General features: G+C 28.5%; 27 protein-coding genes and 1 other annotated feature. Of the genes, 20 read left to right on the forward strand and 7 right to left on the reverse strand.

The features are described from left to right. Window positions 1-99: 99 nt before the first annotated feature. Together H9661_RS13330 and H9661_RS13335 are read right to left on the reverse strand one after the other, a co-directional pair. Window positions 100-309, reverse strand: coding sequence for a DUF1648 domain-containing protein (locus H9661_RS13330; protein ID WP_143315286.1), 210 nt, complete (start codon window positions 307-309; stop codon window positions 100-102). 152 nt (window positions 310-461) lie between these two features. Continuing rightward, window positions 462-1091, reverse strand: a complete 630-nt coding sequence (locus tag H9661_RS13335; RefSeq protein WP_143315284.1) for a metallophosphoesterase family protein — start codon at window positions 1089-1091, stop codon at window positions 462-464. 229 nt (window positions 1092-1320) lie between these two features. On the opposite strand from H9661_RS13335, the gene hcp reads away from it, so the two are divergent. Beyond that, window positions 1321-3024: a hydroxylamine reductase gene (hcp, locus tag H9661_RS13340; protein WP_143315283.1), complete on the forward strand. Its 1704-nt coding sequence runs from the start codon at window positions 1321-1323 to the stop codon at window positions 3022-3024. 243 nt (window positions 3025-3267) lie between these two features. Further along, window positions 3268-3609, forward strand: a complete 342-nt coding sequence (locus H9661_RS13345; RefSeq protein WP_143315281.1) for a cupin domain-containing protein — start codon at window positions 3268-3270, stop codon at window positions 3607-3609. 78 nt (window positions 3610-3687) lie between these two features. Here H9661_RS13345 and H9661_RS13350 read toward each other — a convergent pair whose 3' ends face one another. After that, window positions 3688-4920, reverse strand: a complete 1233-nt coding sequence (locus H9661_RS13350) for an FprA family A-type flavoprotein (protein ID WP_423738988.1) — start codon at window positions 4918-4920, stop codon at window positions 3688-3690. A gap of 195 nt (window positions 4921-5115) precedes the next feature. Here H9661_RS13350 and H9661_RS13355 point away from each other — a divergent pair, with 195 nt between their 5' ends. The 15 genes from H9661_RS13355 to H9661_RS13425 all read left to right on the forward strand — a co-directional run bounded on the left by H9661_RS13355 (window position 5116) and on the right by H9661_RS13425 (window position 16967). After that, the gene (locus H9661_RS13355; protein ID WP_143315277.1) at window positions 5116-5892 is read left to right on the forward strand and encodes an FAD-binding oxidoreductase; all 777 of its coding nucleotides are present in this window, start codon (window positions 5116-5118) and stop codon (window positions 5890-5892) included. A gap of 32 nt (window positions 5893-5924) precedes the next feature. Next, a complete protein-coding gene (locus H9661_RS13360; protein WP_191769303.1) occupies window positions 5925-7391 on the forward strand; it encodes an NADP-dependent glyceraldehyde-3-phosphate dehydrogenase in 1467 nt (488 codons plus the stop codon). A gap of 173 nt (window positions 7392-7564) precedes the next feature. Next, complete coding sequence (locus H9661_RS13365; RefSeq protein WP_143315275.1) at window positions 7565-8278, forward strand: Crp/Fnr family transcriptional regulator; 714 nt, start codon at window positions 7565-7567, stop codon at window positions 8276-8278. Window positions 8279-8437: 159 nt separating this feature from the next. Next, complete coding sequence (locus H9661_RS13370; RefSeq protein WP_143315274.1) at window positions 8438-8854, forward strand: flavodoxin; 417 nt, start codon at window positions 8438-8440, stop codon at window positions 8852-8854. A gap of 87 nt (window positions 8855-8941) precedes the next feature. After that, the gene (locus H9661_RS13375; RefSeq protein ID WP_191769306.1) at window positions 8942-9703 is read left to right on the forward strand and encodes a SagB/ThcOx family dehydrogenase; all 762 of its coding nucleotides are present in this window, start codon (window positions 8942-8944) and stop codon (window positions 9701-9703) included. A gap of 69 nt (window positions 9704-9772) precedes the next feature. Then, complete coding sequence (locus tag H9661_RS13380; protein ID WP_143315271.1) at window positions 9773-10006, forward strand: DUF2249 domain-containing protein; 234 nt, start codon at window positions 9773-9775, stop codon at window positions 10004-10006. A 235-nt stretch (window positions 10007-10241) separates the two neighbouring features. Beyond that, a complete protein-coding gene (locus H9661_RS13385; RefSeq protein ID WP_143315270.1) occupies window positions 10242-10997 on the forward strand; it encodes a DUF438 domain-containing protein in 756 nt (251 codons plus the stop codon). A 250-nt stretch (window positions 10998-11247) separates the two neighbouring features. Continuing rightward, complete coding sequence (locus H9661_RS13390) at window positions 11248-11883, forward strand: hypothetical protein (protein WP_191769308.1); 636 nt, start codon at window positions 11248-11250, stop codon at window positions 11881-11883. A 25-nt stretch (window positions 11884-11908) separates the two neighbouring features. After that, window positions 11909-12457, forward strand: coding sequence for a hemerythrin domain-containing protein (locus H9661_RS13395; protein ID WP_191769310.1), 549 nt, complete (start codon window positions 11909-11911; stop codon window positions 12455-12457). Between the two features lie 240 nt (window positions 12458-12697). Continuing rightward, window positions 12698-13210, forward strand: coding sequence for a hypothetical protein (locus H9661_RS13400; protein ID WP_143315267.1), 513 nt, complete (start codon window positions 12698-12700; stop codon window positions 13208-13210). Between the two features lie 44 nt (window positions 13211-13254). After that, the gene (locus tag H9661_RS13405) at window positions 13255-13812 is read left to right on the forward strand and encodes a hypothetical protein (protein WP_143315266.1); all 558 of its coding nucleotides are present in this window, start codon (window positions 13255-13257) and stop codon (window positions 13810-13812) included. A 34-nt stretch (window positions 13813-13846) separates the two neighbouring features. Further along, complete coding sequence (locus H9661_RS13410; RefSeq protein WP_191769312.1) at window positions 13847-14620, forward strand: hypothetical protein; 774 nt, start codon at window positions 13847-13849, stop codon at window positions 14618-14620. A 106-nt stretch (window positions 14621-14726) separates the two neighbouring features. Continuing rightward, window positions 14727-15290 (forward strand): hypothetical protein, encoded by a 564-nt coding sequence (locus tag H9661_RS13415; protein ID WP_143315264.1) that lies wholly within the window; start codon window positions 14727-14729, stop codon window positions 15288-15290. Window positions 15291-15375: 85 nt separating this feature from the next. After that, window positions 15376-16131: a nitroreductase family protein gene (locus H9661_RS13420; protein ID WP_191769314.1), complete on the forward strand. Its 756-nt coding sequence runs from the start codon at window positions 15376-15378 to the stop codon at window positions 16129-16131. Between the two features lie 149 nt (window positions 16132-16280). Continuing rightward, window positions 16281-16967, forward strand: a complete 687-nt coding sequence (locus tag H9661_RS13425; protein ID WP_143315262.1) for a 4'-phosphopantetheinyl transferase family protein — start codon at window positions 16281-16283, stop codon at window positions 16965-16967. Window positions 16968-17016: 49 nt separating this feature from the next. Here the strand turns inward: H9661_RS13425 and aspS are convergent, their stop codons facing one another. Then, window positions 17017-18306, reverse strand: a complete 1290-nt coding sequence (gene aspS, locus H9661_RS13430; RefSeq protein ID WP_191769315.1) for an aspartate--tRNA(Asn) ligase — start codon at window positions 18304-18306, stop codon at window positions 17017-17019. A 163-nt stretch (window positions 18307-18469) separates the two neighbouring features. Continuing rightward, window positions 18470-18697 (reverse strand) — a binding site (T-box leader). 167 nt (window positions 18698-18864) lie between these two features. On the opposite strand from aspS, the gene H9661_RS13435 reads away from it, so the two are divergent. Further along, a complete protein-coding gene (locus H9661_RS13435) occupies window positions 18865-20247 on the forward strand; it encodes a carbohydrate binding domain-containing protein (protein WP_341480429.1) in 1383 nt (460 codons plus the stop codon). Window positions 20248-20315: 68 nt separating this feature from the next. Here H9661_RS13435 and H9661_RS13440 read toward each other — a convergent pair whose 3' ends face one another. Continuing rightward, a complete protein-coding gene (locus tag H9661_RS13440) occupies window positions 20316-21665 on the reverse strand; it encodes a [Fe-Fe] hydrogenase large subunit C-terminal domain-containing protein (protein WP_191769318.1) in 1350 nt (449 codons plus the stop codon). 272 nt (window positions 21666-21937) lie between these two features. Here H9661_RS13440 and H9661_RS13445 point away from each other — a divergent pair, with 272 nt between their 5' ends. Continuing rightward, window positions 21938-23854 carry a tetratricopeptide repeat protein gene (locus H9661_RS13445; protein ID WP_191769320.1) on the forward strand — a complete coding sequence of 639 codons (1917 nt, stop codon included), beginning with the start codon at window positions 21938-21940 and terminating at the stop codon, window positions 23852-23854. A 50-nt stretch (window positions 23855-23904) separates the two neighbouring features. Here the strand turns inward: H9661_RS13445 and H9661_RS13450 are convergent, their stop codons facing one another. Together H9661_RS13450 and H9661_RS13455 are read right to left on the reverse strand one after the other, a co-directional pair. Then, entirely contained in the window at window positions 23905-25041 is a 1137-nt protein-coding gene (locus tag H9661_RS13450) for a DUF5808 domain-containing protein (protein WP_191769322.1), read from the reverse strand. Further along, window positions 25041-25439 (reverse strand): GntR family transcriptional regulator, encoded by a 399-nt coding sequence (locus tag H9661_RS13455; protein ID WP_191769324.1) that lies wholly within the window; start codon window positions 25437-25439, stop codon window positions 25041-25043. Before H9661_RS13455 ends, H9661_RS13450 begins: the two co-directional genes overlap by 1 nt. A 163-nt stretch (window positions 25440-25602) precedes the next feature. On the opposite strand from H9661_RS13455, the gene H9661_RS13460 reads away from it, so the two are divergent. Continuing rightward, entirely contained in the window at window positions 25603-25872 is a 270-nt protein-coding gene (locus tag H9661_RS13460) for a hypothetical protein (RefSeq protein WP_143315255.1), read from the forward strand. Window positions 25873-26106: the final 234 nt, after the last annotated feature.

Genomic DNA, 26106 nt, shown 5'->3' on the forward strand with positions numbered 1-26106 from the left:
TTTACAGAAAAATCAGTGTGATCCATTCTACCCTAAGTAGATTGAATAAAATTAGGAAATACATCATAAAGTTAATGTGGCTATAAATAAATTTTTGGTTTATTTATAGCCACGTTTTGCTTTATATGATTTATAAACTATAAAAGGAATAAATCCTAATAAAAATGATAATCTTTTATTTAAATACCAATTAACATCACCGTTATAGTTCCATTGCATAGGAATTTGATCAGGTAAAAAAGGAGTTGAAATAATTATTATAATTATTGGTATTACTAATATTAATATATCCTTTTTATTAAATTTCATATCGTATCACCTAATTCTTTTAAGTTATTTTGATTAATGCTAACACAAATATATATAATAGACAAGTAGATTTGTAGTTTTAAAGTATTTGATGATATTGATAAAAGTTCTATATGGAATGTTACAGATACTTTATATTGATTTAGATAATTTTATATTTTAATTTTTCGTATAGAATATTCGAAGTTATCATCTTCAAATTTTAATATACCATATGAAGCTCTTGATTCATCACTAGGTAAACCAACACTACCTACATTCATTATTAGTTTTCCGTTTTTAGTTGCTATAAATGGTGAATGAGTATGGGCGCAAAGCAATATATCATGATTCAATCTATTAAAGAGCTCAGAAATATCTTCCTGTGGTGTAAGTATCCCAATTCCTTCATTAATCTTACGATCTGACCCATGAACACATAGTATTTTAACACCTCTAATTGTAGTTTCTTCTTTTTCTTTTAAAGTTTTAATAGTCTCAATTAATTCTTTTGATACCTTACTATTTACATCTAAAAATTTATTGTACATATTATTTTCAAGTTCATTTTTAGGTTTGAAATTTTCATTTATTTCATTAAACCAATTATCTGTATTACCTTTAATCCAAACAATTGGTTTAATCATTTTAATTCTCTCAAAACATTTCTGTGGCTCTGTCCCAGAAAAGATTATGTCTCCAAGGACAATAACTGAATCAATATCATTTTTATGCATATCCACTATAACTGTCATAAGTGCATCATAGTTCCCGTGGATATCAGCAATTACTCCTATCTTCATAATAACCTCCAAGTGTAAAAATTAACAATATATTACAATATAATTATATCACCATTATATAGAAGTTTATATATTAATCTTAAAATTATATTTAACTAGAAGAGGAAAATTTTTAAGAAGATTGTAACACCTGTTACGGAATAAATCAGAGTTATTAAGTATACTTTATCTTGTAACGAGGAAAGAAATTAGAAAAATAATTTTTTTAGATAAAGTAGGAGGAAAAAATATGTCAATGTTTTGTTATCAATGTCAAGAAACTGCTGGTTGCAGTGGATGTACTGTAAGAGGAGTTTGTGGTAAAGATGAAAGCGTAGCTAAAGCTCAAGACTTATTAGTATATGTATCTAAGGGACTAGCTATGGTTAGTAATGAAGGTAGAAAGGTTGGAGTTATAGATAATAAAGTTGATAAGTATATAACAGAAAACTTATTTACTACAATTACTAATGCTAACTTTGACAGAGATTCTATATTAGAAAGAGTAAAAGAAACTCTAAAGTTAAGAGAAGAATTAAAAAGCAAAGTTATAAAAGCTGGTGGAAAAGTTGGAGAAGTTAAGGTAACTGGTGGTTTCTTTAAGAAAGTATTTGGAATGAGTAATGAAGAAGTTATAGCTCCAGATGCTGTAACTTGGACAGCGGACAACACAATAGAGTTTGATAAAAAGGCTGAAACTGTAGGAGTATTAGCAACTAAAGATGAAGATGTAAGAAGCTTAAGAGAACTTATAACTTATGGATTAAAGGGATTATCTGCTTATATGAAGCATGCTATGAACTTAAAATATAATAATGAAGAAGTACATGGATTTATGGCAAAGGCACTAGCAGCTACTTTAGATGATACTTTATCAGTAGATGATTTAGTAGCATTAGCTTTAGAAGCTGGAAAATTTGGTGTAGATGGTATGGCTCTTTTAGATAAAGCTAATACAGAAACTTACGGAAATCCAGAAATAACCACAGTAGATATTGGAGTTAGAAAAAATCCAGGAATATTAATTTCAGGACATGATTTAAGAGACTTAGAAATGTTACTAGAGCAAACAGAAGGAACAGGAGTAGATGTTTATACTCATGGAGAAATGCTTGCTGGACAATATTATCCTAAGTTTAAAAAATATGCTCACTTTGCAGGAAACTATGGTAATGCATGGTGGAAACAAAAAGAAGAATTTGAAAGCTTTAATGGACCAATTTTAATGACTACAAACTGTGTTGTTATACCAAAGGATTCATATAAAGATAGATTATTTACAACAGGGGCAACTGGAATGCCAGGATGTGCTCATATAGATGCAGATAAAGATGGAATCAAGGACTTTACAGCAATTATAGAATTAGCTAAGAAATGTAAGGCTCCAAAGGAAATAGAAAATGGACAAATCGTTGGTGGATTTGCACATAACCAAGTTTTAGCGTTAGCAGACAAGGTTGTTGATGCTGTTAAATCTGGTGCAATAAAGAGATTCTTTGTTATGGCAGGTTGTGATGGAAGAGCAAAGGCTAGAAACTATTATACTGAATTCGCAGAAAAATTACCAAAGGATACAGTTATATTAACTGCTGGTTGTGCTAAGTACAAGTACAATAAGTTAAACTTAGGTGATATTGGTGGAATTCCAAGAGTATTAGATGCTGGTCAATGTAATGATTCATACTCATTAGTTGTAATAGCTCTTAAATTACAAGAAGTATTTGGTTTAGATGATGTTAATAAATTACCTATATCATACAATATAGCTTGGTATGAACAAAAAGCTGTAATAGTATTATTATCATTATTATACCTTGGTGTTAAGAATATTCACTTAGGACCAACACTTCCAGCATTCCTTTCACCAAATGTAGCTAAAGTACTAGTTGAAAACTTTGGTATTGGTGGAATTACAAATGTTGAAGATGACATGAAAATGTTCATGGAAGCATAGAAGTTAATTACTAGATAATCATAATAAATTAGCCCTATCCAATATATATATTTAAAATAGAGAATCCTAGCTGTATTATTATAGCTAGGATTTATTTTTGTATTTTGAATACCACCTGCTACGCGGGTGGTTCTAAAAATTTAGAATTAAAAACCAGTTCAGTGGAGATAATATTATGAGAATAAAGAACTTAGGATTTTTAATTTATTTTAAGCTTAGAATTTCATAAAAGGAGTGAGTTCCATGAAAATAGAGAAAATAACAGAAAAAATGGAGTATAGCGAAGAAAAGTTTACAAAGAAGATACTTTACAATGAGGACAAAGTGCTTTGCTTCATTTTGAATTTTAAACCAGATCAAGGAGTTCCATCTCATAATCATGAAGAAAGTGATCTTATTGTTCATATCCTTGTAGGCCAAGGAGAAATGGTTGTTGAGGGGAAAACTTATAAGGTTCTTCAAGGAGATGTTATACATTGCAAGGGCAAAGAAATGTTTAGTATAAAAAATACGGGGTATAGTGACATGTCATGTCTAGTAATGCTTTCACCAAATCCATCCGCATTATATTCAAAGGAAGTATAAGAGATTAATTCAAATTTAAAAGCACCTTAGAAGATAGTATAAACTAAATCTGAGGTGCTTAATATAAAAATTTATATTTTAAATAGAGCTAAGCAATAAATCAGTAGCATATGTTATAGACTTTTCAATACTTTTAATGCGATTATCATCTGGTTCAAATCTAACCTTTATAGGAAATTCAATATCAGTCATACCAGTACCTTTAACGCAGTTAGAAGTGGTTAACACATTCATATTAGTTTCATTTAGATAATCTTGTATCACTTCTATAGCTTCACCACTCCAACCGTAGGAACCAAAAGCTGCACCTATCTTTGAAGATAGATTTAATGATTTTAGATTTTTCAAAATATCTTCCATATTTCCAATCATATCTCCATATTTGGTGGAGCTGCCAAAGAATATTGCATCTGATTCTGAAATACGATTTAATATATCTTCTTTTGGAGTCCTGTTTACATCAATAATTTCTGAAATTATGTTTTGTTCATTAAATTTTTCATTTATAATAGTTGCCATCTTTTTAGTTCTTCCACTCATAGTAGAGTATAATATCAAGGCTTTTTTATTAGCTGTAGAATTTTTACTCATATTATCATAAATATCAATAAACTTCTGAACATTATCTCTAAGGATAAATCCATGAGATGGAGCTATCATTTCTATATCTAGATCTTTAATTTTATCAATCATATTTTGAACATATCTTCTATGAGGATGCATTATTAATTTGTAATAACCAACAAAGTCATCTGTTATATCTTCTTTTGATAAATCATTAAAATATTCATAATTAGCAATATGAGTACTAAAAATATCGCAAGGGAATAAAATTTTATCATCTTCACAATAAGTAATCATAGTTTCTTCAGTATGAAGATATGGTGTTTCAATAAATTTTAGTGTTTTACCACCTATATCTAATGAATCTCCATTTCTAACTACTAAAAATTCTCTATCATGAAGCTTGTACATTTCCTTTAGTTCATCTACAGCTACTTTTGTACATACAATAGTAGCATTTTTAGCTTTCATAGCTAAAGCTCTAAGAGCACCAGAATGGTCAGGTTCAGTGTGATTAATTACAATATATTGAATCATGTCAAGATCTATAATGTTTTTTAAGTTTTCAACATATTCTTTCCCAAAACTTATATCTACTGTATCAATTACTGTTGGTTTTTCAGTCATTAATAAGTAACTATTATATGTAGTCCCCTTAGTTAAAGTTAATCTGTGGAAAGGCACATCTCTATCATCTACTTTACCTATCCAATAAGTATTTTTATTTAGCATAATATTATTCATTATTTTTTCCTCCTGAATTTATTAATTTTTGCATTTTGTTTTGCCATGGCTTAATTCTATGCTTATTTAATTTATAAAAATATGACTGAAATCAAATTTTAAAATTTGATTTAAATCATATTACGATCAATTTTATAAAGATATAATAGTGCCAAGGTTTTAGTAAAACCAATTTAAAAGAAACGAGAGGAGCTTAAGATGATAGAAAATAAGTTGCTAGATTTAGAAAATACATGGAAAGGGTTTAAAGACTGTATAGTATATAAAATAATAAAAGAAGATGAGAGAGTTACATCATTATATATAAAATCTTTAGATGGAGGTAAGCTTCCAGGTTTTACAGCTGGTCAATTTATTGCTGTTAGAATGAAAAATCAAGATAATACATACACTAAACCAAGGCAATATACACTATCTTTAAATTCAAATGAAGAGTTTTATAGAATAAGTGTAAAAAGTGAGGAAAATGGATTCTTAAGTAAGAAGCTATGCAATGAGATTCAAATAGGAGATAAGATTCAAATAACAGTGCCTATTGGAAATTTTGTATTAAAAAACGGTGATGAACCACTAGTATTAATAGGGGGAGGGATAGGAGTGACGCCGATGCTTGCCATGGCTTATGATGCAGTAAAGAGCGGAAGAAAGATATACTTAATTTATAGTATCCCAAATTCAAAGAACCATAGCTTTAAGGAAGAAATAAATGACCTTAGTAAGAATAATAAAAACTTAATAACCACAGTATTTTATACACGACCTGAAGAAAATGATGTGTTATTAAAAGATTTTGATATAAGTGGAAGAATTTCATTAGAATGGATGCAAGAAACTCTACCAAAGAATGGTGAATTTTATTTTTGTGGACCATTAGAATTTATGAAAGCTATTTATAAGAATTTAGTAAAGATAGGTATTGGAAAAGAAAATATAAACTATGAGATGTTTAAATCCGGAGAAGATATAACAAAATAGTAAAACTTTAATAAGTAGGAGGAATAACAAATATGTTAAATAATATTAGAGATGAAAAAGGTAATTTTAAGAATTTGATAAATGGAGAATGGGTACAATCAATAGGGGGGAACTTTATCCATATAAAATCCCCACTTGACGATTCATTTCTTGGAAGTGTTCCAGCTATGACAAAAGAAGAGGTTGATGTAGCTGTAAAAACTGCTAAGGAAGCTCAAAAAAGATGGAGAGACACTGCTATTTATGAGAGAGCTGAAATTCTTTATAGAGCTGCAGATATTATACTTGAAAATGAAGCTGAGTTATCATATCTTATGATGATGGAAATTGCTAAGGATAGAAAAAGCTGTAGATCAGAGGTTTCAAGGACATCAGATTTTATTAGATTTACAGCAGATACAGCTAAAAATTTATCTGGAGAAAGCATTCCAGGGGGAAGTTTTCCAGGTTTTAAAAATAATAAAGTATCAATTGTAAAAAGAGAACCATTAGGAGTGGTACTTGCAATATCTCCTTTTAACTATCCTGTTAATTTAGCAGCATCCAAAATAGCACCAGCACTTATGGCAGGTAATTCGGTTGTATTTAAACCAGCTACTCAAGGAAGCTTATGTGGATTATATTTAGCAAAGATATTTGAGGCAGCAGGAACTCCAGCTGGTATATTAAACACAGTTACAGGAAAAGGTAGCGAAATAGGAGATTATATAACAACTCATAAAGGAATAGATTTTATTAACTTTACTGGAAGCACAGAAATAGGAAAAAGAATTTCTGAAATAACTTCTATGGTTCCGCTTTTGATGGAGTTAGGAGGAAAAGATGCAGCGATAGTTTTAAAGGATGCTGATTTAGACTTAGCAGCAAGTAATATAGTAGCAGGTGGATACTCATACTCAGGGCAAAGATGTACAGCTGTAAAAAGAATTTTAGTTGTAAATGAGGTTGCTGATAAGCTTATAGAAAAAATAAAAGAAAAGATGAAAAAACTAACTGTAGGAAATCCATTAGAAAAAGATGTTGATGTCGTTCCATTAATAAATTCAAAAGCAGCAGATTTTGTTTGGCAATTAATAGAGGAAGCTGAGGAAAAGGGAGCTAAACTAATTGTAGGTGGAAAAAGAGAAGGCAATTTAATTTATCCAACACTTTTTGATAGAGTGACTACTGAAATGAGACTTGCATGGGAAGAGCCATTTGGACCAGTACTTCCGATAATAAGAGTAAATGATGTAGATGAAGCTATTGAAATAGCAAATAAATCGGAATATGGACTTCAAGGAGCTGTATTTACAGAAAATATAAACGATGCTTTTTATATAGCTGATAAGCTAGAAGTTGGAACAGTTCAAGTAAATAATAAAACAGAGAGAGGTCCAGACCATTTTCCATTCCTTGGAGTAAAATCTTCTGGTATGGGAACACAAGGTGTTAGATATTCTATAGAAGCAATGACAAGGCATAAAGCAACTGTAATAAATTTATCTAGCAATAAATAAATTTTAAATATATGCTCAAAGGATAATTAATTTTGTCTTTTGAGTGTTTTTTATTATAATATAATTAATAAAATTGTTTCTTGAAATATATTAGCAAATTAATAATTGATATGCTATAAAAATTGAAGAATATAAATATTTATTATATATGCATAGTTTAAGGAGATGAGATTGTGAATAAGGAATGTGGAAATTGTTGCAATAATTGTAGGGGAGAACTTTGTGCAAGTAAGGTACCTATATTTGAAAACTTAGATGGTGAAGAATTAGTAGAAATAGTTAAAACAATTAATCATAAAGAATATGCCAAAGGTGATGTAATATTTAGTGAAGGTGATGTAGCAAGTACACTTTATTTTATTAATGAAGGTAAAATAAAAATATATAAATATACTAAAGACGGGAAGGAACAAATATTATACATACTTTCGGAAGGAGACTTTTTTGGAGAATTAGATCTTATAAAACCTTCTAAATATGGATTTAATTCAAAAGCAATAGTGGATACTAAAATATGTACTCTTAGTAAGGATGAAATGAAAGATCTAATGGTGAGAAATCCTGAAATAAGCATTAAAGTATTAGAAACTGTAGGAGAAAGATTATCTAATGTGGAGAATCTTGCACAAAATTTAGCTACAAATGATGTAGATTCTAGAATGGCATATTTATTGATAGATTTGTTAGAAAAGTACGGGGAAATTACTGATAAAAATGTATCTATAATGTTACCTCTATCAAGAGAAGATATGGCAAATTATATAGGTGTAACTAGAGAAACTATAAGCAGAAAGTTAAAGAAATTTGAAGACGAAGAGCTTATTAAAATTGAGGGACCAAAAAATATCATAATTTTAGATGAAGAAGGAATAAAAGATTATATTTAATAAAAATCCATTGTTATTTAGATGACAATGGATTTTTTATATTAGAAATTAATTGAGATTTGATTTCAATCACATAATGTTTTCCAAATAATAATTATAATAAAGTCAGAAGTTAGAAAAAACATTCAATTAATTAAGATATATTAGGAGGAAAACATTATGAAAATAATTTATTGGAGTCAAACAGGAAATACAGAGAAAATGGCTAGTTTAATAAAGGAAGGAATTGAATCAGAAGGAAAAAAAGCTGAATTAGTTCAAGTATCAGAAGTATCTCTAGAGGATGTTAAAAATGAAGAAATACTTATTTTAGGATGTCCATCTTCTGGAGCAGAAGAATTAGAAGAAATAGATATGGAACCTTTTGTTCAATCCTTAGAAGGGAATATAAATGGTAAGAAAGTAGCTCTATTTGGATCATGGGGATGGGGAAATGGTGAATGGATGCTTGAATGGGAAAGTAGAATGAAATCTTATGGAGCAGAGCTTATAAGTGAAGGATTAACAGTGCAGGAATATCCAGAAGGTGAAGATGAAGAAAAATGTATAGATTTTGGAAAAAGAATAGCAAAATAATTTAATACAAAGGTATGTAACATGTGTTACGTACCTTTGTTGTATATTTTGATAAGATAAACCTAAGGATATGAAAGGGGAATTTTTATGAAAAGATATGAAGAGCAAAGAGTTTTTTTGAAATCAAATTTTGATGAATTCAAAAATGTAAAGACAGATAAGATGAAGGGAATACCGGAGCCTTCTAGAACTAAAGGTTATGATAAATCTTCTAAATTTATTGATCTTCCAGAAGTAAATGAAGGAGTTTTGAAAAATTCTAATATTCATGATTGTATAAAAAATAGAAGAAGCACAAGATTTTATGCGGATGAAAATATTAGTATTGAAGAATTATCTTATTTATTATGGGCTACACAAGGTATTACTCAAACTAATAAAGCTGGACTTACACTTAGAACAGTGCCTTGCAGTGGAGCAACACATTCTTTTGAAACATATCTATTTATTATGAAAGTCCATAATCTAAAGAATGGATTATATAGATATCTTCCATTTGAACATAAACTTTTATTTTTATCAGAATTAGATGGGATAGAAAATAGAATAGACGAAATAACCCTTGATCAACCTTTTGTACCTAACTTTACGAAAAAGGCAGCAGTCTTATTTGCATGGAGCACAATACCATATCGCTCAGAATGGAAGTTTGATACTACGGCTCATAAGAAGATTTTAATAGATGTTGGACATGTATGTCAGAATCTATATTTAGCTAGTGAGTCCATAGGGGCAGGAACTTGTGCCATAGGTATATATGACCAAAAGATGATAGATGGTATTTTAGGTTTAGATGGAGATGAAGAATTTGTAATATATCTTGCTGCCGTTGGTAAAAAGCAAAGATAATAAACTACATTAAAAGCATAATTACAAGGAATAATAAATTTAATCAAAGAAAAAGAGGAGGAATTTAATATGTCAAGTTTTGCAGCTACAGTAGATGTAAGAAAATATGAACCTAAGGATAAACGTCCTACAATTTTTAGAACTTTTGAAAGTTTAGCACCAGGAGAAAAAATGGAGCTTATAAATGACCATGATCCTCGTCCATTATACGATCATTTTAATGTGGAGATTCCAAATCAATTTGAATGGAACTACTTAGAAGAAGGACCAGAAGTTTGGAGAATAGAAATTACTAAAAAATAAATCCTTAAGTGAAAGATGAAAAAATCTTTCACTTAAATTTTAATTAAATAATGTAGGTGCTTATGGTAGTTGTATATAAGGAGTCATATCAATTTAGCACTTATAATCTACATATTAGTATTGGCTGTAGATAAAAATAATTATCAATTTTGATTTAAATCATATTTTAAAAAGATAAAGTACATTAGAATTTAACTATAGAAATTTTTAATTTACATATAAGGAGAAGTTAATTATGGATAAGAATAAAATAGAGAATTTAACTGAAGTTTTAGAAAAACTAAATCAAGGAGGAGTAACAGAAGAGTTAAGAAAAGAAGCTTTAGATATAGTATCAAATATAAGTCCTGTTGAACTTTCAATAGCAGAACAAAATTTAATAGAAAAGGGTATGAATCCACAAGATTTAAGACATCTTTGTGATATTCATATGGAAGTTTTAAAAGATGAACTTGAGAAAATGAAAACCAATATAGATCCAGAGCATGTTGTTTATACCTTTGTAGAAGAACATGAAAAGATTCTTGGTTTTCTAACAGAACTTGAGGAACTAAACACAAGAATTCAAAAACTTAAAAGCTATGATAAAAGCTTAAAAGAGTTTGAAGAATTAAAGACTGTTTCAGAAAATATATTAGATGCGGAAAAACATCACCAAAGAGAAGAAAAAGTATTGTTTACTGAAATGGAAGATAGACAAATAACTGGCCCAACTAGAATTATGAGAATGGAACATGATGATTTAAGAGCTAAAAAGAAGGTTTTAAAAGATTTGGCTTATAATGTTTCTACAATAGATTTTAATGAATTTAAGGAAAAGGTAGATGAAACAGCTAAATATATTATATTTAATTTAAGAGATCATATATTTAAAGAAAATTATATTCTATATCCTACAGCAATAGAATCTATAAAAGAAAAAGCTACTTGGGAAGATATGAAAAAAAGATGTGACGAAATAGGATACTGTGGTTTTACTCCGAACAAATAGTTTTAGGATAATATTAAGAGGATTGAAAGAAAAGTTTCAATCCTCTTTCTTATATAATAGATAAATTTAGGAAAAGAAAAAAACATGTAACAAATGTTACTGAATTAATTGCTGATTTTATACTATACTATTAACAGAGACATTTTACAATGATTTGCCTAAGGTTGCTTAGAAAGAAAAGTTTATTTAATAAATCATAAATATGAAATAATACAACTTAAGGAAAAAGTTTAAATAAGGAGGAAAGATTATGAGTTTATTTTTAGGAAAAATTCATTATTGGTTATTTAATAAAATAGTTTGGTTTGAAAATTTAGAAGAGGTAATAATAGATTTAGCCAAAGAAGAAGGATTAGATACAGAAAGCTTAAAGAAAGTTATAGTAGGTAAATATGGTGAAAGAACACCAAATCTTCCACTAGAAGAAATGATTGATACAAGCAACATACATGGATGGCTTCAAGGGAAAATTCACTCAGCAGAAGGAAGAATGGCTGCATGGACAACTGAACTATTAAAAAATGGTGATGAAGTTAAGGCAAAACTAGAAGATATTTATATAAAGCAAGGAATAAAAGCTGCTGAAGAACTAAGGGAAAATGGAGGAGCGATAGAAACAGCTCCAGATATATTTAATGCAATAAATGATTATATATTGGATGGAATGCCATGTGATAGAGTAAATGAAGTTGTAGAATCAGATGAAAATAAAGTTTCTTGGGTAAGAACTTTATGTGTTCATAAAGATATCTGGGATCAGGAACAAGGAGATGTGAACTTTTTCTACCACTTAAGAAGTTTGTGGGTTAAATCATTTGTAAGTAAAGTAAATGAGGAATTTGAATATTTAGAAGAAAATGAGTCTATGACAATTAGAAGAAAATAAGTAATTACTTAAGGAGGTAAATACTATGAATGCATTAGAACTAATGATAGATGAGCATAAATATATAAAAAGAATGTTGCTAGTAGTTAGAAAAGCATGTTATAAAATAGTTAATGGTGAAGAAGTTAATTATGATGATTTTTATTCTATTGTAGATTTTATAAGAAATTTTGCAGATAAGCACCATCATGGAAAAGAAGAACAATTTCTTTTTAATAAAATGGTTGATGAGATTGGAGTAACTGCTGAAAAGTTAGTTAAACATGGAATGTTAGTTGAACATGATTTAGGAAGACTTTATATGAGTGAGTTATGTACTGCATTGGAAGATTTAAAGGCAGGTAAAGACGAAGCTAAGATTGATATAATAGGTAGTGCAATGTCTTATGCAAATCTTCTTACAAGACATATAGACAAGGAAGATGGGGTTGTCTATAAATTTGCAGAAAAACAGTTATCTTCTGAAACTTTAGATGATTTAAATGCTAACTGCAAGGCTTTTGAAGATGATAATTCTGAAGATAGAGAAAAGTATATTAAAGTATTAGAAACTTTAGAAACAAAATATCAATAAATTTATAACCTTATAAAAATTCTGAGATTTATCTCAGAATTTTTTTTATATTAAATAATACTATTAAATAATATGTTTATAAGGCAAATTAAACAGCTAGGTAACTATAAGTACATATATTGACATAACCATTTAAAATTCAACTTAAATAAAAGAAATTTTTAAATTAATTAGAAAAATAGGAATTTTTAAAGCAATTTAGAAATAATATCTACAGTAACGCTTATTAGGGGGAGTTTTATGAAGCAAACGCTATTGAGTAAGATGGCAATAGTATCTATCTTTACCTTTAGTTTTTTATCTTTAAGAGTTTCTGCATATGAAATGAAGCTAAACACAAAAGAGCATGGTAGTGAAGCTAGAGAAGTGAAGGTCAATTTTAACATTCCAGATACTTATACTTTCACAATACCAGAATCAATAGATATAGATTATCCATCATTAGAAGGTGGTGTATGTATAAAAGTAGATAATTCTCATTTGCAAAAAAATTATGGTATTAGTGTTAAGGTAAAAGGGAAAAATGATGAATTCAAATTTATCTCAAATGAAGGAAATAGCATTCCTTATAAGTTGATTGATGAAGGAAATAAGGAGGTTACTAGTGGAGCTATAGCTGCAAACTTTACTAACGAAAAAGAAAGTCCTAAAGAAAGAAATTTTAAGATTAAAGTGGATGAAAAAGATATATTATATGCTGGAAACTATAAAGATAGTATGGTTTTTGATATTGCAGTAAATAAGTTATCTTAAATAAAGTGATAAAAATAATAATTATATAATAAAGGAAGGTTTATATGAAAAAGAAAATAATCACAATGTTAACCATTTCTACTTTGTTGATATTTGGAACTGTTAGTAATGCACTTGCCGCTGGAACAGGTGAAAAACAAGTTTTCCCAGCAAAAGATAAAGAGGATGCCAAAGGTAGCGTTTTGATAAATGCTGAGGTAGATGCAAGTTATATGGTAAGCATTCCAACGGAAGTTGATTTTAGTAAAATTAAGAAAGCTCCACAGGGGGCTACTGGTAGTGATGCTTATGTAGAATCTGGAATTCAAGTTAAACTTAATGAATGCACTGGTTTTAGAAGAGTCACAGTAGGAGTAGCTACAGACAATGATTTCTATTTAAAAGGTATTGATCCTATAAGCGATGATAATAAAATAAAGTATTCTCTTGTAGATTCAAGTAATAACGCAGTATCAGGTAGTAATATAGGAACATTAGATTTAAGTGATAGTGGCAAAATTAAAGATTATAAGATTAGGTTAGATACAACAGATGTAAAATATGTTGGAAAATATAGTGGAACATTGAATTTTATATTCGATGCTGAAGAAAAAATAGATTAATATATATGTAAACTTTATTTAAGGGAGGTATTTTATGAAGGATAGAATTCAATTTAATGGTGTCCCTTTGGAGAATTATTCAATTTATTATAATATAGATAAAGATAGGTCGGTTAGATGTTATTCTAGAAAACAAATTAGGGCTTTATATCCTAAAAATAACTTTAAAATTGTTGGTGAATATCCTCCTAAGAAAGAAAGTTTTGCAGATATTTATATTAACAATATAAAGCTACCAATAGGCGAGTATGGAAAAATGAGTCCATTAATCTACTCACCAAAGGGATATATAGAATGTGAAGGCGAAAAAAATTCTTATGTAGTACTAAAAAAGAATTTACTGCCATTACGGATAGTGATCACACTAATATGTTTAGCTATTATTTTATTTGGTATTTATTATGCTAGTAATTTAGATGATAGCAAGACACAAGATTCTATTATAGATATAGATCCAAATGCAATAGATAATGATCCTAATAGCCAAGTAAATACTAGCGGAAATGGAATTCAAATTCCAGGTTTTAAAGTACTAAATATTGCGGCTGATAATAAAAATGCACAAGTAGGTTTTAGCAATCCACAGGGTAATCCTTGCTATTTTGTAGTAAGTTTAATATTAGAAGATGGTACAGAACTTTACAAATCAAAAATGATCCCTCCTGGCAAAGGAATATATAATATTTTACTTGAAAAAACTCTTCCCAAAGGCGAATACAATGGTATATTAAAATATGAAACTTATGGAGTAGATGGATTAAACCCTATGAATGGAGCTAATTTAAAATTGACAGTGGCTGTGAAATAATCAAAAGGGAGTTATTTATAGAAATTAATTATATATTCTAAAAATAACTCCTTTTATTATAAAATACTCAGTTACTAATTAATTTATGTGTAAAAAGGAGAAATAAATGAAAAGGTTATTAATTGCTTTAGGGTTATCCATAACTTTTATTCTAAATCTATTTAGCTTTTCAGTAGCTGCAAATGAAGAGCAAAAGATAGAAATTAATTTGGGTATTAAGGGAAGATACACGGTATATATTCCTTCAAAAGTTGAATTTGGAAAGGATGAAATAAAAAATAGTAATAACTATATCTCAAAAGACGTAAATATAATAGTTGACAATAACAATTTTATAATTAATGATCTTAAGGTAAAGGTAAGTAATGATAATAATTTTTTATTAGTTGGAGAAAGAAAAAAGAGCATAGAATTTTCTCTATATGACAAAAAATTTGATGAAAATAATTTAGAATTGAATAGATTAAAAAAAGGAGATTATATAGATATGAGGGCACAATATGAATTGGACGATTTTTGGGCAATTATTGAGTGGTTTATTAGAAACTTTTTCAATAGAACTTTGGTAAATGCTAAATATGGACAATGCTTAGTTGTATTGGATAAAAATAAAATTTACAATAGGGGGAAATTTACTGGTTCATTAACTTTTCAATTTGAAGTATCTTAAAAGAAATCTCTTAATTTAAAATAATTTTGAATTATCAATAAATATGTTTTAAAATAAAAGAAAAGTTTAATTAGGAGAGATAAATATGGAAATAGATAATAAATGGTTTGATGCAATAAGCATTAGAACTTCTAGAAGAAAATATGAGCTTAAAGATATTGAAGTTGAAAAAATAGATAAAATCCAATCTCTAATAGAAAAAGTGAATAAAGAAAGTGGACTAAAATTTAAATTTGTTGAAGATGCTTCTAAGGTATTAAATGGATTTAAGGCATCCTACGGTATGTTAAGTGGGGCTAAATCCTTAATTGCTTTAGCAGGTGATGCTAATATGAGAGATTTACAAAGAAATATAGGATATTATGGTGAATTAGTTGTATTAGAATGTACTAGTTTAGGATTAGGGACATGTTGGGTTGGAGGAACATATAACAAGGAAGCTTGCAGAAAAAGTATTAATCTTCAAGATAATGAAGAGTTGTTATGTATAATTGCTGTTGGATATGTTAATGAGGAGAAGTCATTTAAAGAAAAATTGGTAGCAAAAATAAATAAGAAAACTCAAAATTTTGATGAAGTTCTTGTTGAAAAAGATGGTGAGATTCCAAGTTGGGTAAAGAGTGGAATTGAAGCTAGTATGTTAGCTCCATCTGCTATGAATAAGAGACCAATAGCTTTTATTTACACTCAGGGAAAGATTAAAGCTTTTGCGTGCAGGAAGAATCATAATGTTGAAGATATAGACCTTGGAATTTCAATGGCGCATTTTGAAATTGGTGCATTTAAGGAAGGTTATAAAGGTGAGTGGCAAGTAGTAAATGGTGAAAATGTATTTAGTTAATCTCTGTAATTTACTACTTTATAAAAGCGTAGGGCTAAGTTCTACGCTTTTAATACATGTTTGAAAAAGATTAATATATTTAATACAATAGAGATATAAGCAATTATTATATATTATGTGGTAAATTTGAAGGGGAAATAGGAGAGGGAATGGAAGTATATATTTTTAATATAGATGAAATTTTAGATATATTTGATTTTAAGAAATTTTATGATTTTGTAGATAAAGATAAAAGAAAAAAAATACAAAAATTTAGAAGAGATGAAGATAAAATACGTTCATTAGTAGGAGAAGCTTTAGCGAGAATTAAAATATGTGAAAAGTTAGGATGCAAGAATTTCAATATAAAATTTGAACACAATGAGTATGGAAAACCATATATAAAAGAGAATATAGAATTTAACATATCACATTCTGGCAGTTATGTTATTGTTGCTATTGATGATTGTGCCCTTGGAATAGACATTGAAGAAATGAAAGAAATTGAATTTGAAGGCATAGCGAAGGGGTATTTTGATGAAAGTGAGTATAATTGGATAATTAATCATGATAAAGAAAAACAAAAAAAATGCTTTTATAAATTATGGACTTTAAAAGAAAGTTACGTAAAATACGTAGGAAAAGGCTTAAGTATAGGATTTAACTCTTTTAAATTTAATATTGACGAAAATAGAAATATTCTTGAGATAGATAGTGATAGCGAGGATATATATTTTAAAAATTATGACATGTTGGACAAGTATCAATTATCAGTATGTTCAAAAAAAGATGAAGTGATACTAAAAGAAGTTGATTATAAATTTCTTTGTGAAATGATGAAAAAGTATGAAGAATAAAGATAGCACTTAAAGAAGATTATATCTTTAAGTGCTATTTCTTAATTTACTAGGGAATTAATCTTGTTCTATCTCTTGGAATAAGGCTTGCTTCTCTTATATTATTTAAGCCTAAAAGTTGACATGTAATTCTTTCAAGGCCGATAGCTAATCCCCCGTGAGGTGGCATTCCATATTTAAAGTTATCAGTGTAACTTTTGTAGTTGTCAGGATTTAGTCCTTTAAGTTTTATATTTTGGATCAACATGTCATGGTTATGAATTCTTTGTCCACCAGTTGTAATTTCAACACCTCTAAATAATAAATCGAAACTATGGGTTAATTGATTTCCATAAGGCATAGTGTACATAGGTCTCTTTTTTCTTGGATAATGAGTTAAGAATATAAAATCACAGTTTAATTTTTCTTTAGCATATTTACATATAAGTTTCTCGCCTTCAGGATCCAAGTCTTCCTTTAAATCAGTTTTATTATATTCAGCTTTTAATATATTAATAGCGTGACTTAGTTTCATTCTTGGTATATTACTATTAATTACTGGTATTTTAGCCTTTAAAAAGTTTACATAATCTTTTCCTTTGTTTGTGACTTTGTTTAAAATAAATTTTAGTAGCTTTTCTTCTAAGTTCATAATATCATTTTCATCTTCAATAAATCCCATTTCTAAATCCATACTTATATATTCATTTAAATGTCTAGCAGTGTTATGCTCTTCAGCTCTATATACATGACCAATTTCGAATACTCTTTCAAACCCTGCAGCTACCATAAGTTGCTTATAAAATTGAGGGCTTTGGCATAAGTAAGCTTCATTTTCAAAATATTTCAATTTAAAGATTTCTGATCCGCCTTCTGCACCTTCCTTAACAATTTTAGGAGTGGATATTTCAGTAAAGCCTTCTAGAGTAAGGTATTCTCTAAATGCATCGGATATAATATTCTGAATTTTAAATATGGAATTTATAGTTTCATGTCTTAAACTTAGCATTCTATTATTTAGTAAAGTGTCTAAGTTTATATCTAAAGACTTTTTATTTATTTCTATTGGTAATTCATTTTTAGATAAATTAAGCATGGTTAATTCTTCTACTGATATTTCAAAAGGATTTAAATTGTTTTTACTGCTTTTTATAGTTCCAGAAATTGAAACTACTGATTCCAAAGTTATTTCCAAAGAATTTATTTTTTCATTTTCTATAACTGCTTGTAGTAGACCAGTTCTATCTCTTATTATCAAGAAAGTTATAGATTTTAGTTTTCTTATACTATGAATCCATCCTTTAATCAAAACTTTATCATCTATATATTCATTTAATTTATTTATCATTATTCTTTTCATATAAAACACTCCTTAATCAAATAAAAATGCCCCTTAAGTTATTTACTAACTTAAGGGGCGAGTATTATCGCGGTACCACCCTTATTGATTTAGTTAAAAACAATTGAAAGTCTAATACTAGTATAAAATTGGCCACTTCTATACTAAAAAAACTTTCACTTCATATAGAAGTGAAAGCTAAAATTCACGGTACCATTCTACTTTAATAAAAGTTTAAAACTTAAATCATCTCGAGATCCTTGTAACGGAGGAATCCGACTTATCCTATTAAAGATTTCAGATAAGCTTCTCCAGGATGTCATTCAATATAACTTTTCTCATAGAGCTTCCACCAACCTCTATTCGCTTTGGATACTAAGATTATATTTACTATTCCCTTCAAAGAATTTGTAATTTAAATTATTAATATGATAAACCTTAAAGAAATATTTGTCAATAAGTAATTTAAGAAGGAATTTATGATGAAAAGAAGTCTTTTCACGATATATCCATTGAAAAAGAGGTATAGTCAAATATAATCAAAATGAGAACCTATAAATAGAAAAGGGAGGAATATTTGTGAGTTTAAAGCAAAAAGGTAAAATGTCACTCTTTATGGCGTGTACAATGATAGTTAGTTTAGTACCCAATTCATTAAGTGTCAGTGCGGCAACAGATGATAAGCTTATTTATGAAAATAATTTTGAAAAAGGTAAGGGACCAGATGAAGTTGCAGGAGTAATTACAAAAGAGGACGTGTCCGTTGTTTCTTTAGTGAAAGGCAATAATGCACTTAAATTTAAATCTAAGTTTGATGGTAGTGATAACTGGGAAACTAACAAGCATGAACTTGCTTTTTATAAAGAATATAGTAAAAAAATATCAAAGGATTCTACTTTACAATTTGATATTTTAGTACCTACAGATGAAAAGGTATATGATGGACAAATAAAATATATAGGAGGATTAGGTACACATGATAAGTCAACAGATAAATGGGGATGGGTAGGTACAAGCTATGGAGATATAAATTCATCTGATTTTGTGGACTTAGGTAATGGATATTCATCAAAAAGCGTTACAGTAAAATTAAACGATAACATAAATGTAGATCTATTTAAGGTGGATTTACAAATAGTTTCATATAATTGTAATTATAATGGTGATATTTATTTAGATAATATAAAGTTAATATCATCTAATCTTCCGGAAAAAGTAGAAGTCCCAGCGGTAGTTGATGATTTTGAAGGATATGGCGGTGAAGATAAATTACTTGAAAAGGAATGGAAAACTAACGCTGGAGATGGATGTTTAGTAACCCCTAAACTTGTGAAAGATGGGACAGGCAATCATGATTTAGAGTTTAATTATAAAATTTCAACTGAGAAAGTTACAGAAGGATGGGCAGGCATAACCAAGGATAAAAAAGTGGATTGGTCAAGCTTTAATTCATTACAATTCTGGTGCACTCCAGATGGGAAAGGACAAAAACTAGCTATACAAATTACTTCAAATGGAGAAGATTTTGAAGTTAATATGCCTGAATTTGCAAGTACAACTAGCGAAAGTTTAATAACTATACCTTTTAGTAAGTTTAAAGGCAAAAAAGGTGGAACATTAGATTTAAGTAAAATAGAGAGAATAGGGATATGGTGTAATACTATTCCTAAAAATTCAGAAGGTCCTTGGACAGTTGATTCAAAAATGTATTTTGATGATATAAAAGCTGTTTATGTTGTTAGTGATGAAGAAAAGGAAAAGTTGATTCAAGACTCAACAGATCTAATACGGGTGGCAGTTTCCAATAAGAATCAAGAGGATTTAGATAAAGCTCAAGAAATGATAAAGAAGATACCAGGATGTTCAGAGAAGGATGCACTTCAAAATAGATTAGATACTGTTAAGGATAGGCTAAAGCAAAATAATATAAGAAAGTTATTGTTTAAGCTAATAAATATGTAATATGATTACTATATAAATTTAGTAAAATAGAGATAGTATTGATGGTACTATCTCTATTTATATAGATATTAAAATTCTCTTTCAAATATAGAAACTTTGTCTTTATCTTCAAAATCCTTTATGGAGTTTATTCCAAGTTTACCTAAGACTTCGTCCATGGATTCGCTATGAAGTGCTACTTTTATTGGGGAAGCTAAGGCATACTCATCAACAGCCCTTTTGCCTTCAACTGGTGATACTATTTTTTTAGGTCCGCCTACACATCCACCAGGACAACCCATTCCTTCTAAAAAGTTCGCATCAATTTTTCCTTCTAGAGCATTATTAAGAAGTTCTTTGCAATCTTTTATTCCATTTGCTTGAACAGCTTTAAAGTATTTATGTTTTTCAGGGTATAATTCTTCTATGACTTCAGAAACAGCAATGGAAACACCACCAGTACGAGCATAAAGGCGACCTCCCTTTGAAGCATATTCTTTTGTTGGAATTCCTTTTAGCTTACTTGGCTTGATTTCTAAGGCTTTAAAGATTTCATTAAGCTCTTGGAAGGTTAAAACAAAATCTATGTCCCCTAATAAATCTTTTTCTTTAGCTTCTGCTTTTTTTGCTATACAAGGACCTATAAATACTACCTTAGCATCTTTGTTTAATTTTTTTATAACTCTACCAGCTGCAATCATAGGTGAAACAGATGGTGATAAATCTTTAACTAGTTCACCATAAACTTTTCTTAGCATTCCTACCCACATTGGACAGCAGCAAGAAGTTATCATTAAATCATTTGGTCCATGAATGTGTTTATCAAATTCTATAGCTTCCTTGACAGTTAGCATATCTGCTGTAAAAGCAACTTCAATCATATCAGAAAAACCTATTTTTATAAGTGCAGCTCGAAGTTGATCCATAGTAACATCTTCACCAAACTGCCCCATTATGGCAGGTGCTACTGCAGCTATAACCGTTTCATTTTCTTTTAATAAGTTCATAATAGGTATAAACTCAACGCTATCAAGAATTCTTCCATGGTCGCAGGAATCTATACAAACTCCACAACTAGTACAAAGATCGCTGTCTATTATAGTGGCTTTTTTATCTTTGTCGTAATAAATGGCATCAAATGGACAAGATCTTTGGCAGCTGAATTTATCGTCTTCTCCTTTTGAGCAATTTAAATTACAGGAATCAAGTTTTTGAATTAAATTTTTATTTACAGAGTAATGAGTTATAGCTTTTTTTAAATTATAAACATAGTTATTGTCAAATTCTATATCCACACCACATAAAGAAGCTACTATTTTAAATGTCTCCTGCGGTGATATTTCATGGCATACCATAATTCGTGTTAGTGTTTCATCAAAAGTCCCTTCATAATAAGATTTAACCAATGTATCAAAAAGTTCAACATGCTTATTATTCATTAATTTACCTCCAATTATATTTCATAACTATAGTATGTATTAATTTAGAAAAAATTATATTCTATTTTTATTTTACCCATCTTTTTTTAAACATAACATGATGGTTTATTATTGATTTCTCTAATTACTTCTTTAATATTAAATTTTTTTATTTATAAATATTAGAGTATTATTTTATATGCAATTAGGGTAAACATAAATAATTGAATAGTATTTTATTGTAAGTAATGGTATAATTAATGTTGTAGTATTAAAGAAATGGGGGAAGAATTATGGGGAAAATTCATAATTTATTTGGAAATAAGGAAAATGATAATAACAATGTTGAAAACCCTGAAGATCAAGAAACTATGGAGTGGTTTGATATAAGTGGTAAAAAGATAGTAGTAACAAAGGGACAATGGAAAAATGAGATATTACCCAAGATGTTAAAAGGCCATTGGGATAATGCAAATAACTTATATGATGATATAATACATGCATTAGAAGATGGATTTGCTAATGAAGTTAAGGAAGCAGCAGAACATCTTAAAGAAATAGACGAAATAAAGGAACGTGGATATACAGCTTTAGGAATCACATATATGAAATGCGATTTGTATGATGATGCAGAAAACGTTTTAAAAGAATATATAGATGGTTATGGTAAAACAGGAATCATATTAACTAATTTAGCTAAAGTATATTATGCACAAAAGAAAGAAGAATATATAGATGTTTTATGGGAAGCATTAACGTTAGATCCTAATCAAAGTAATGGGTTATATTGGTATGCCTCAATCTATAGAGAGAGTGAAGACGAAGAAGGATTTATAAGTGCCTTAAAGCGTGCAGCGGAAATAGAGAATAGCTGGCTTCCACAGGTGCTTATAGCAAAAGAGCATTTAGTTAAAAAAGAATTTGATAAAGCAAAAGAGATATATGATTCAGTTTTAGAAAAACATAAAGATAACGGTGAAGCATTAACTAACATTTCAGGAGACCTAGGTCAAAGTGGATATATAAATGAAATGATAGAAATTATTTCTCCTATATATGAATTAGAAAAACATTCTCCTACACCAGGATTAAACCTTTTACAAGGATATTTCCAAACTAGAAACTATGAAAAGGGACAAGCTTTAATTAAAGAGTTAATGGTTGTACAAAATCCTGAACTTAGAAATTATCTTGTTCATATGTCTAATGAATTTGATAAAATGAGAGCAATTAAGGAAGTTAAAGCTGAAGATGGGGATGTTAAAATAAATCTTGTAGTTTTAGATAGCCCTATTTGGTATTATAATCTTAAAAATCCAGAATGGTTGACTGTAAAAAAAGAAGATGCTGAAAAAATAGGTTTAATACCATACATAGACTTAACTAAGGAAGATAAACCAGAAGCTGAAGTACAAGCTGAGGATGGAGTGGGAACATTAACAAGAACTATACCTCTATATATTGGCGAAAGAATAAAATTCTGTACAAACTATGATGAAAATGTTGTAATTCCTTTTGCAGAAAATTTTGGTCCTATTGTATCTAACAAAGAGTACAACCAGGTAGCATTTAAACAAATCTCTAAAAAATTAGGTATAAGCAAATTGATTACAGGTAGTATAGCCATGAAGAATACTACATTAATAGTTAAAAATTATATCTATGATGCTATTAAAGATTCAGTTGAGACAGTTATATACGATCTAGATGAGGAATGTTTTGGTGAAGATCTTAATGATATGGTTAAGGATGTAGTAGAGGAGCATTTAGGAAATAAATCAGAGAATTCTAGTTATTATATAGTGCCAAGCAATGAAGATATTCCTATGTATATAAGCGCACTTGGACAACAATTAACACAAACCTTTATTGCTAATAAATATTTGAAGAGAGAAGCATTATGGGGAGAAAAAGGAATGCTTAATTGGTATTTTAATATGGCTCTTCAAAATCCTTCAAACGAAGTAGCAAAAGTTATGGTTGCAGCAGGAATTGCAAAAAGTAAGGAATATGGTTCAAAATTATATCTAGAAATTAAGAAACAAGTAATTGGTTTATTTGAATCACATAAGGAAGAAAAATATTCTAAAAGGTTACTTCCATACGTATACAAAATATATGATATGGAAGATGAATTTAATGAAATTAAAGAAAAGCTGCTTAGTAAAGAAACTGATGAAAGTTTTATAAAATGGTTAAATAGTCTTTAGACATATAAAAAAGAAGTTTGTCCTAAATGAAGTGACAAACTTCTTTTTTTCTAATTTTTATCTAAGAATGATTGGAATTCTTTATAGTATTCATCTGTTTCTTTATTGCTATTTCCAGTAAAGAAAACATATTTATCTGGAAGCTTAATTACAATAATTTTATCTAAATCTTTATGAACATAGGTTTTTGTGGGTCCATATCCATCAAATTTAAAGTTTCCAAAGGCTATATGGCTTGTCCCGGTACCATTATTTAAAGTCATTCCAATACCAATACGCTTTTCAACTAATAAATTTGAGTCATTTGGGTTGTTGTAAAACATAAAGTTCCAGAATTCATCATCATCAGTATAAATAACATTTTCAGCAGCCATAAGAATTCTTGTTTGTGTGTTACGTATTTTAATATATCCAGCAAAAGTTATAAAAATCGTTAAAGAAACCATTATAAATGAAATTATAACTATATATGAATAAATGAAACATTGAAAAATAGTTAAAACACTTAAAACAGTAGATAGAAGTACAAGTATAATAGACCAAATTCTTTTGTAGATTAAATTACAGGCCAAATTTACCTTGCTATCATCACTGTAAACTTTAGTTTTTCCAGCTGAAAAGAGTTTATAAATAATTAAAAAAATTAGTGTAGTAAATAAAGATGCACAAGATAAAATTATCATATAGTTACTAAAATCCTGCTCACTTGTTATGGCATATGCTATTATTCCTATGGCAATTAAAAATGAAGGAATAAACCAAAGTATAGATACAGGCATTTTGTTTTTAATTCTTGATACTTCGGTATCTATAGAAATTACATGTTTATTCTTTAAAAACCAATTATTTTTCATTTTAAGGTTACGAAGTTTAGTAATGTGTTTTTTTATCACAATATGATAGATGGTAAAAATACTAATAACCCAAAGAAGTAAATATATAATACTAATCACATCTGAAGTAATAAAAAAAGAAGGAATATTAAGTATAATATTAATAAAAAAGTATTTAATATTATCTTTTTTGAAAGTTTTTATTATATCAAGAACTTCTTTATTATCAAGCTCTGAAAATGGAAGAGTAGTATTCAAAATAATATTTTGATTTGGTTTAAAAGCCATTAGATTTGATAAAAACAAAGATGCACAGATTACAATAGTTATAAAAAGATTAATAGTAAAAGACATTATGCCTCACCTCCAGTTAATTTAAGACCAGTCATATTATCAAAAATATTGGAACATAGATTTAAAAAATCTTTTTTCTGTATTCCTTTGATGCTAGATTCAGCTATAATTAGTAATAGTTCATTTTCTAGCTTTTCTTTAAATTCTTTAGTAGCATCTAATTTAGGATTTACTTTAGCGCCATGTCTACGATCTATCTCTATGTAGCCTTCTATTCTTAAAATATTATAAGCTTTTGTTACAGTCATAGTATTAACTCCGATATCTTGTGCCATTTGGCGAACTGTAGGCAATCCTTCGCCTATTTTTAATTTACCAAGACCAATTCCCATTACTATTTCATTTCTCAATTGAACATAAATAGGGGTAGGACTTGACATGTCCAAATTTATTATCATAAAATCATCCCTTTAGTATTATTTGTATTACTCATTATAATACAAATAATATAATAAATCAAATTCCTTTGGTAAATTATTAAGTATAAAATCAAAAGTTTTATTATGGTTAGTATAATGCTATAATTATATGAGATAAAATAATAAAGGGTAGGGATACTAGATGAATAATAAAGAAGTTGAGATTAATGGTTATATTGTTACATTTGATTATAAAGAAAACAAATGTAAAATTAGAAGAAAAGACAATGTAAAAATTGATACAAAAAGCAAGCAGTTTATTAAAGACTTAAATGAAATAAAAAAGACAAAGGAATATGGAGATAACTTTAGAATTATGAATCTTCAGAACATGAAAAAAACCAAAAGCACTTTATCAGAAGATACCAATGAAAGGTTATTGGAGTTTACAAAAAGCTTATTAAGAGAATAAAATAATAGTAGAGATTAGTTGTAAAAGAAAATGAGTAATTAGAGGAAATTAAATACTAATTACTTAAATCATAATTTAGATAAAAGATAGTGAAAATTTATTTTCATTATCTTTTTTATGTGTGCCCAGCATGGGCACGTACTAGTCGGTGAAAGTCCGTGTTCTTACCTGGGGAGGTCTGATAGATACATCTTAATATAGATTAAATTCTAGAAGATAACTTATATAGTGATA

This window comes from Clostridium cibarium (genome assembly GCF_014836335.1).
GTDB classification, from domain to species: Bacteria; Bacillota; Clostridia; order Clostridiales; family Clostridiaceae; genus Clostridium; species Clostridium cibarium.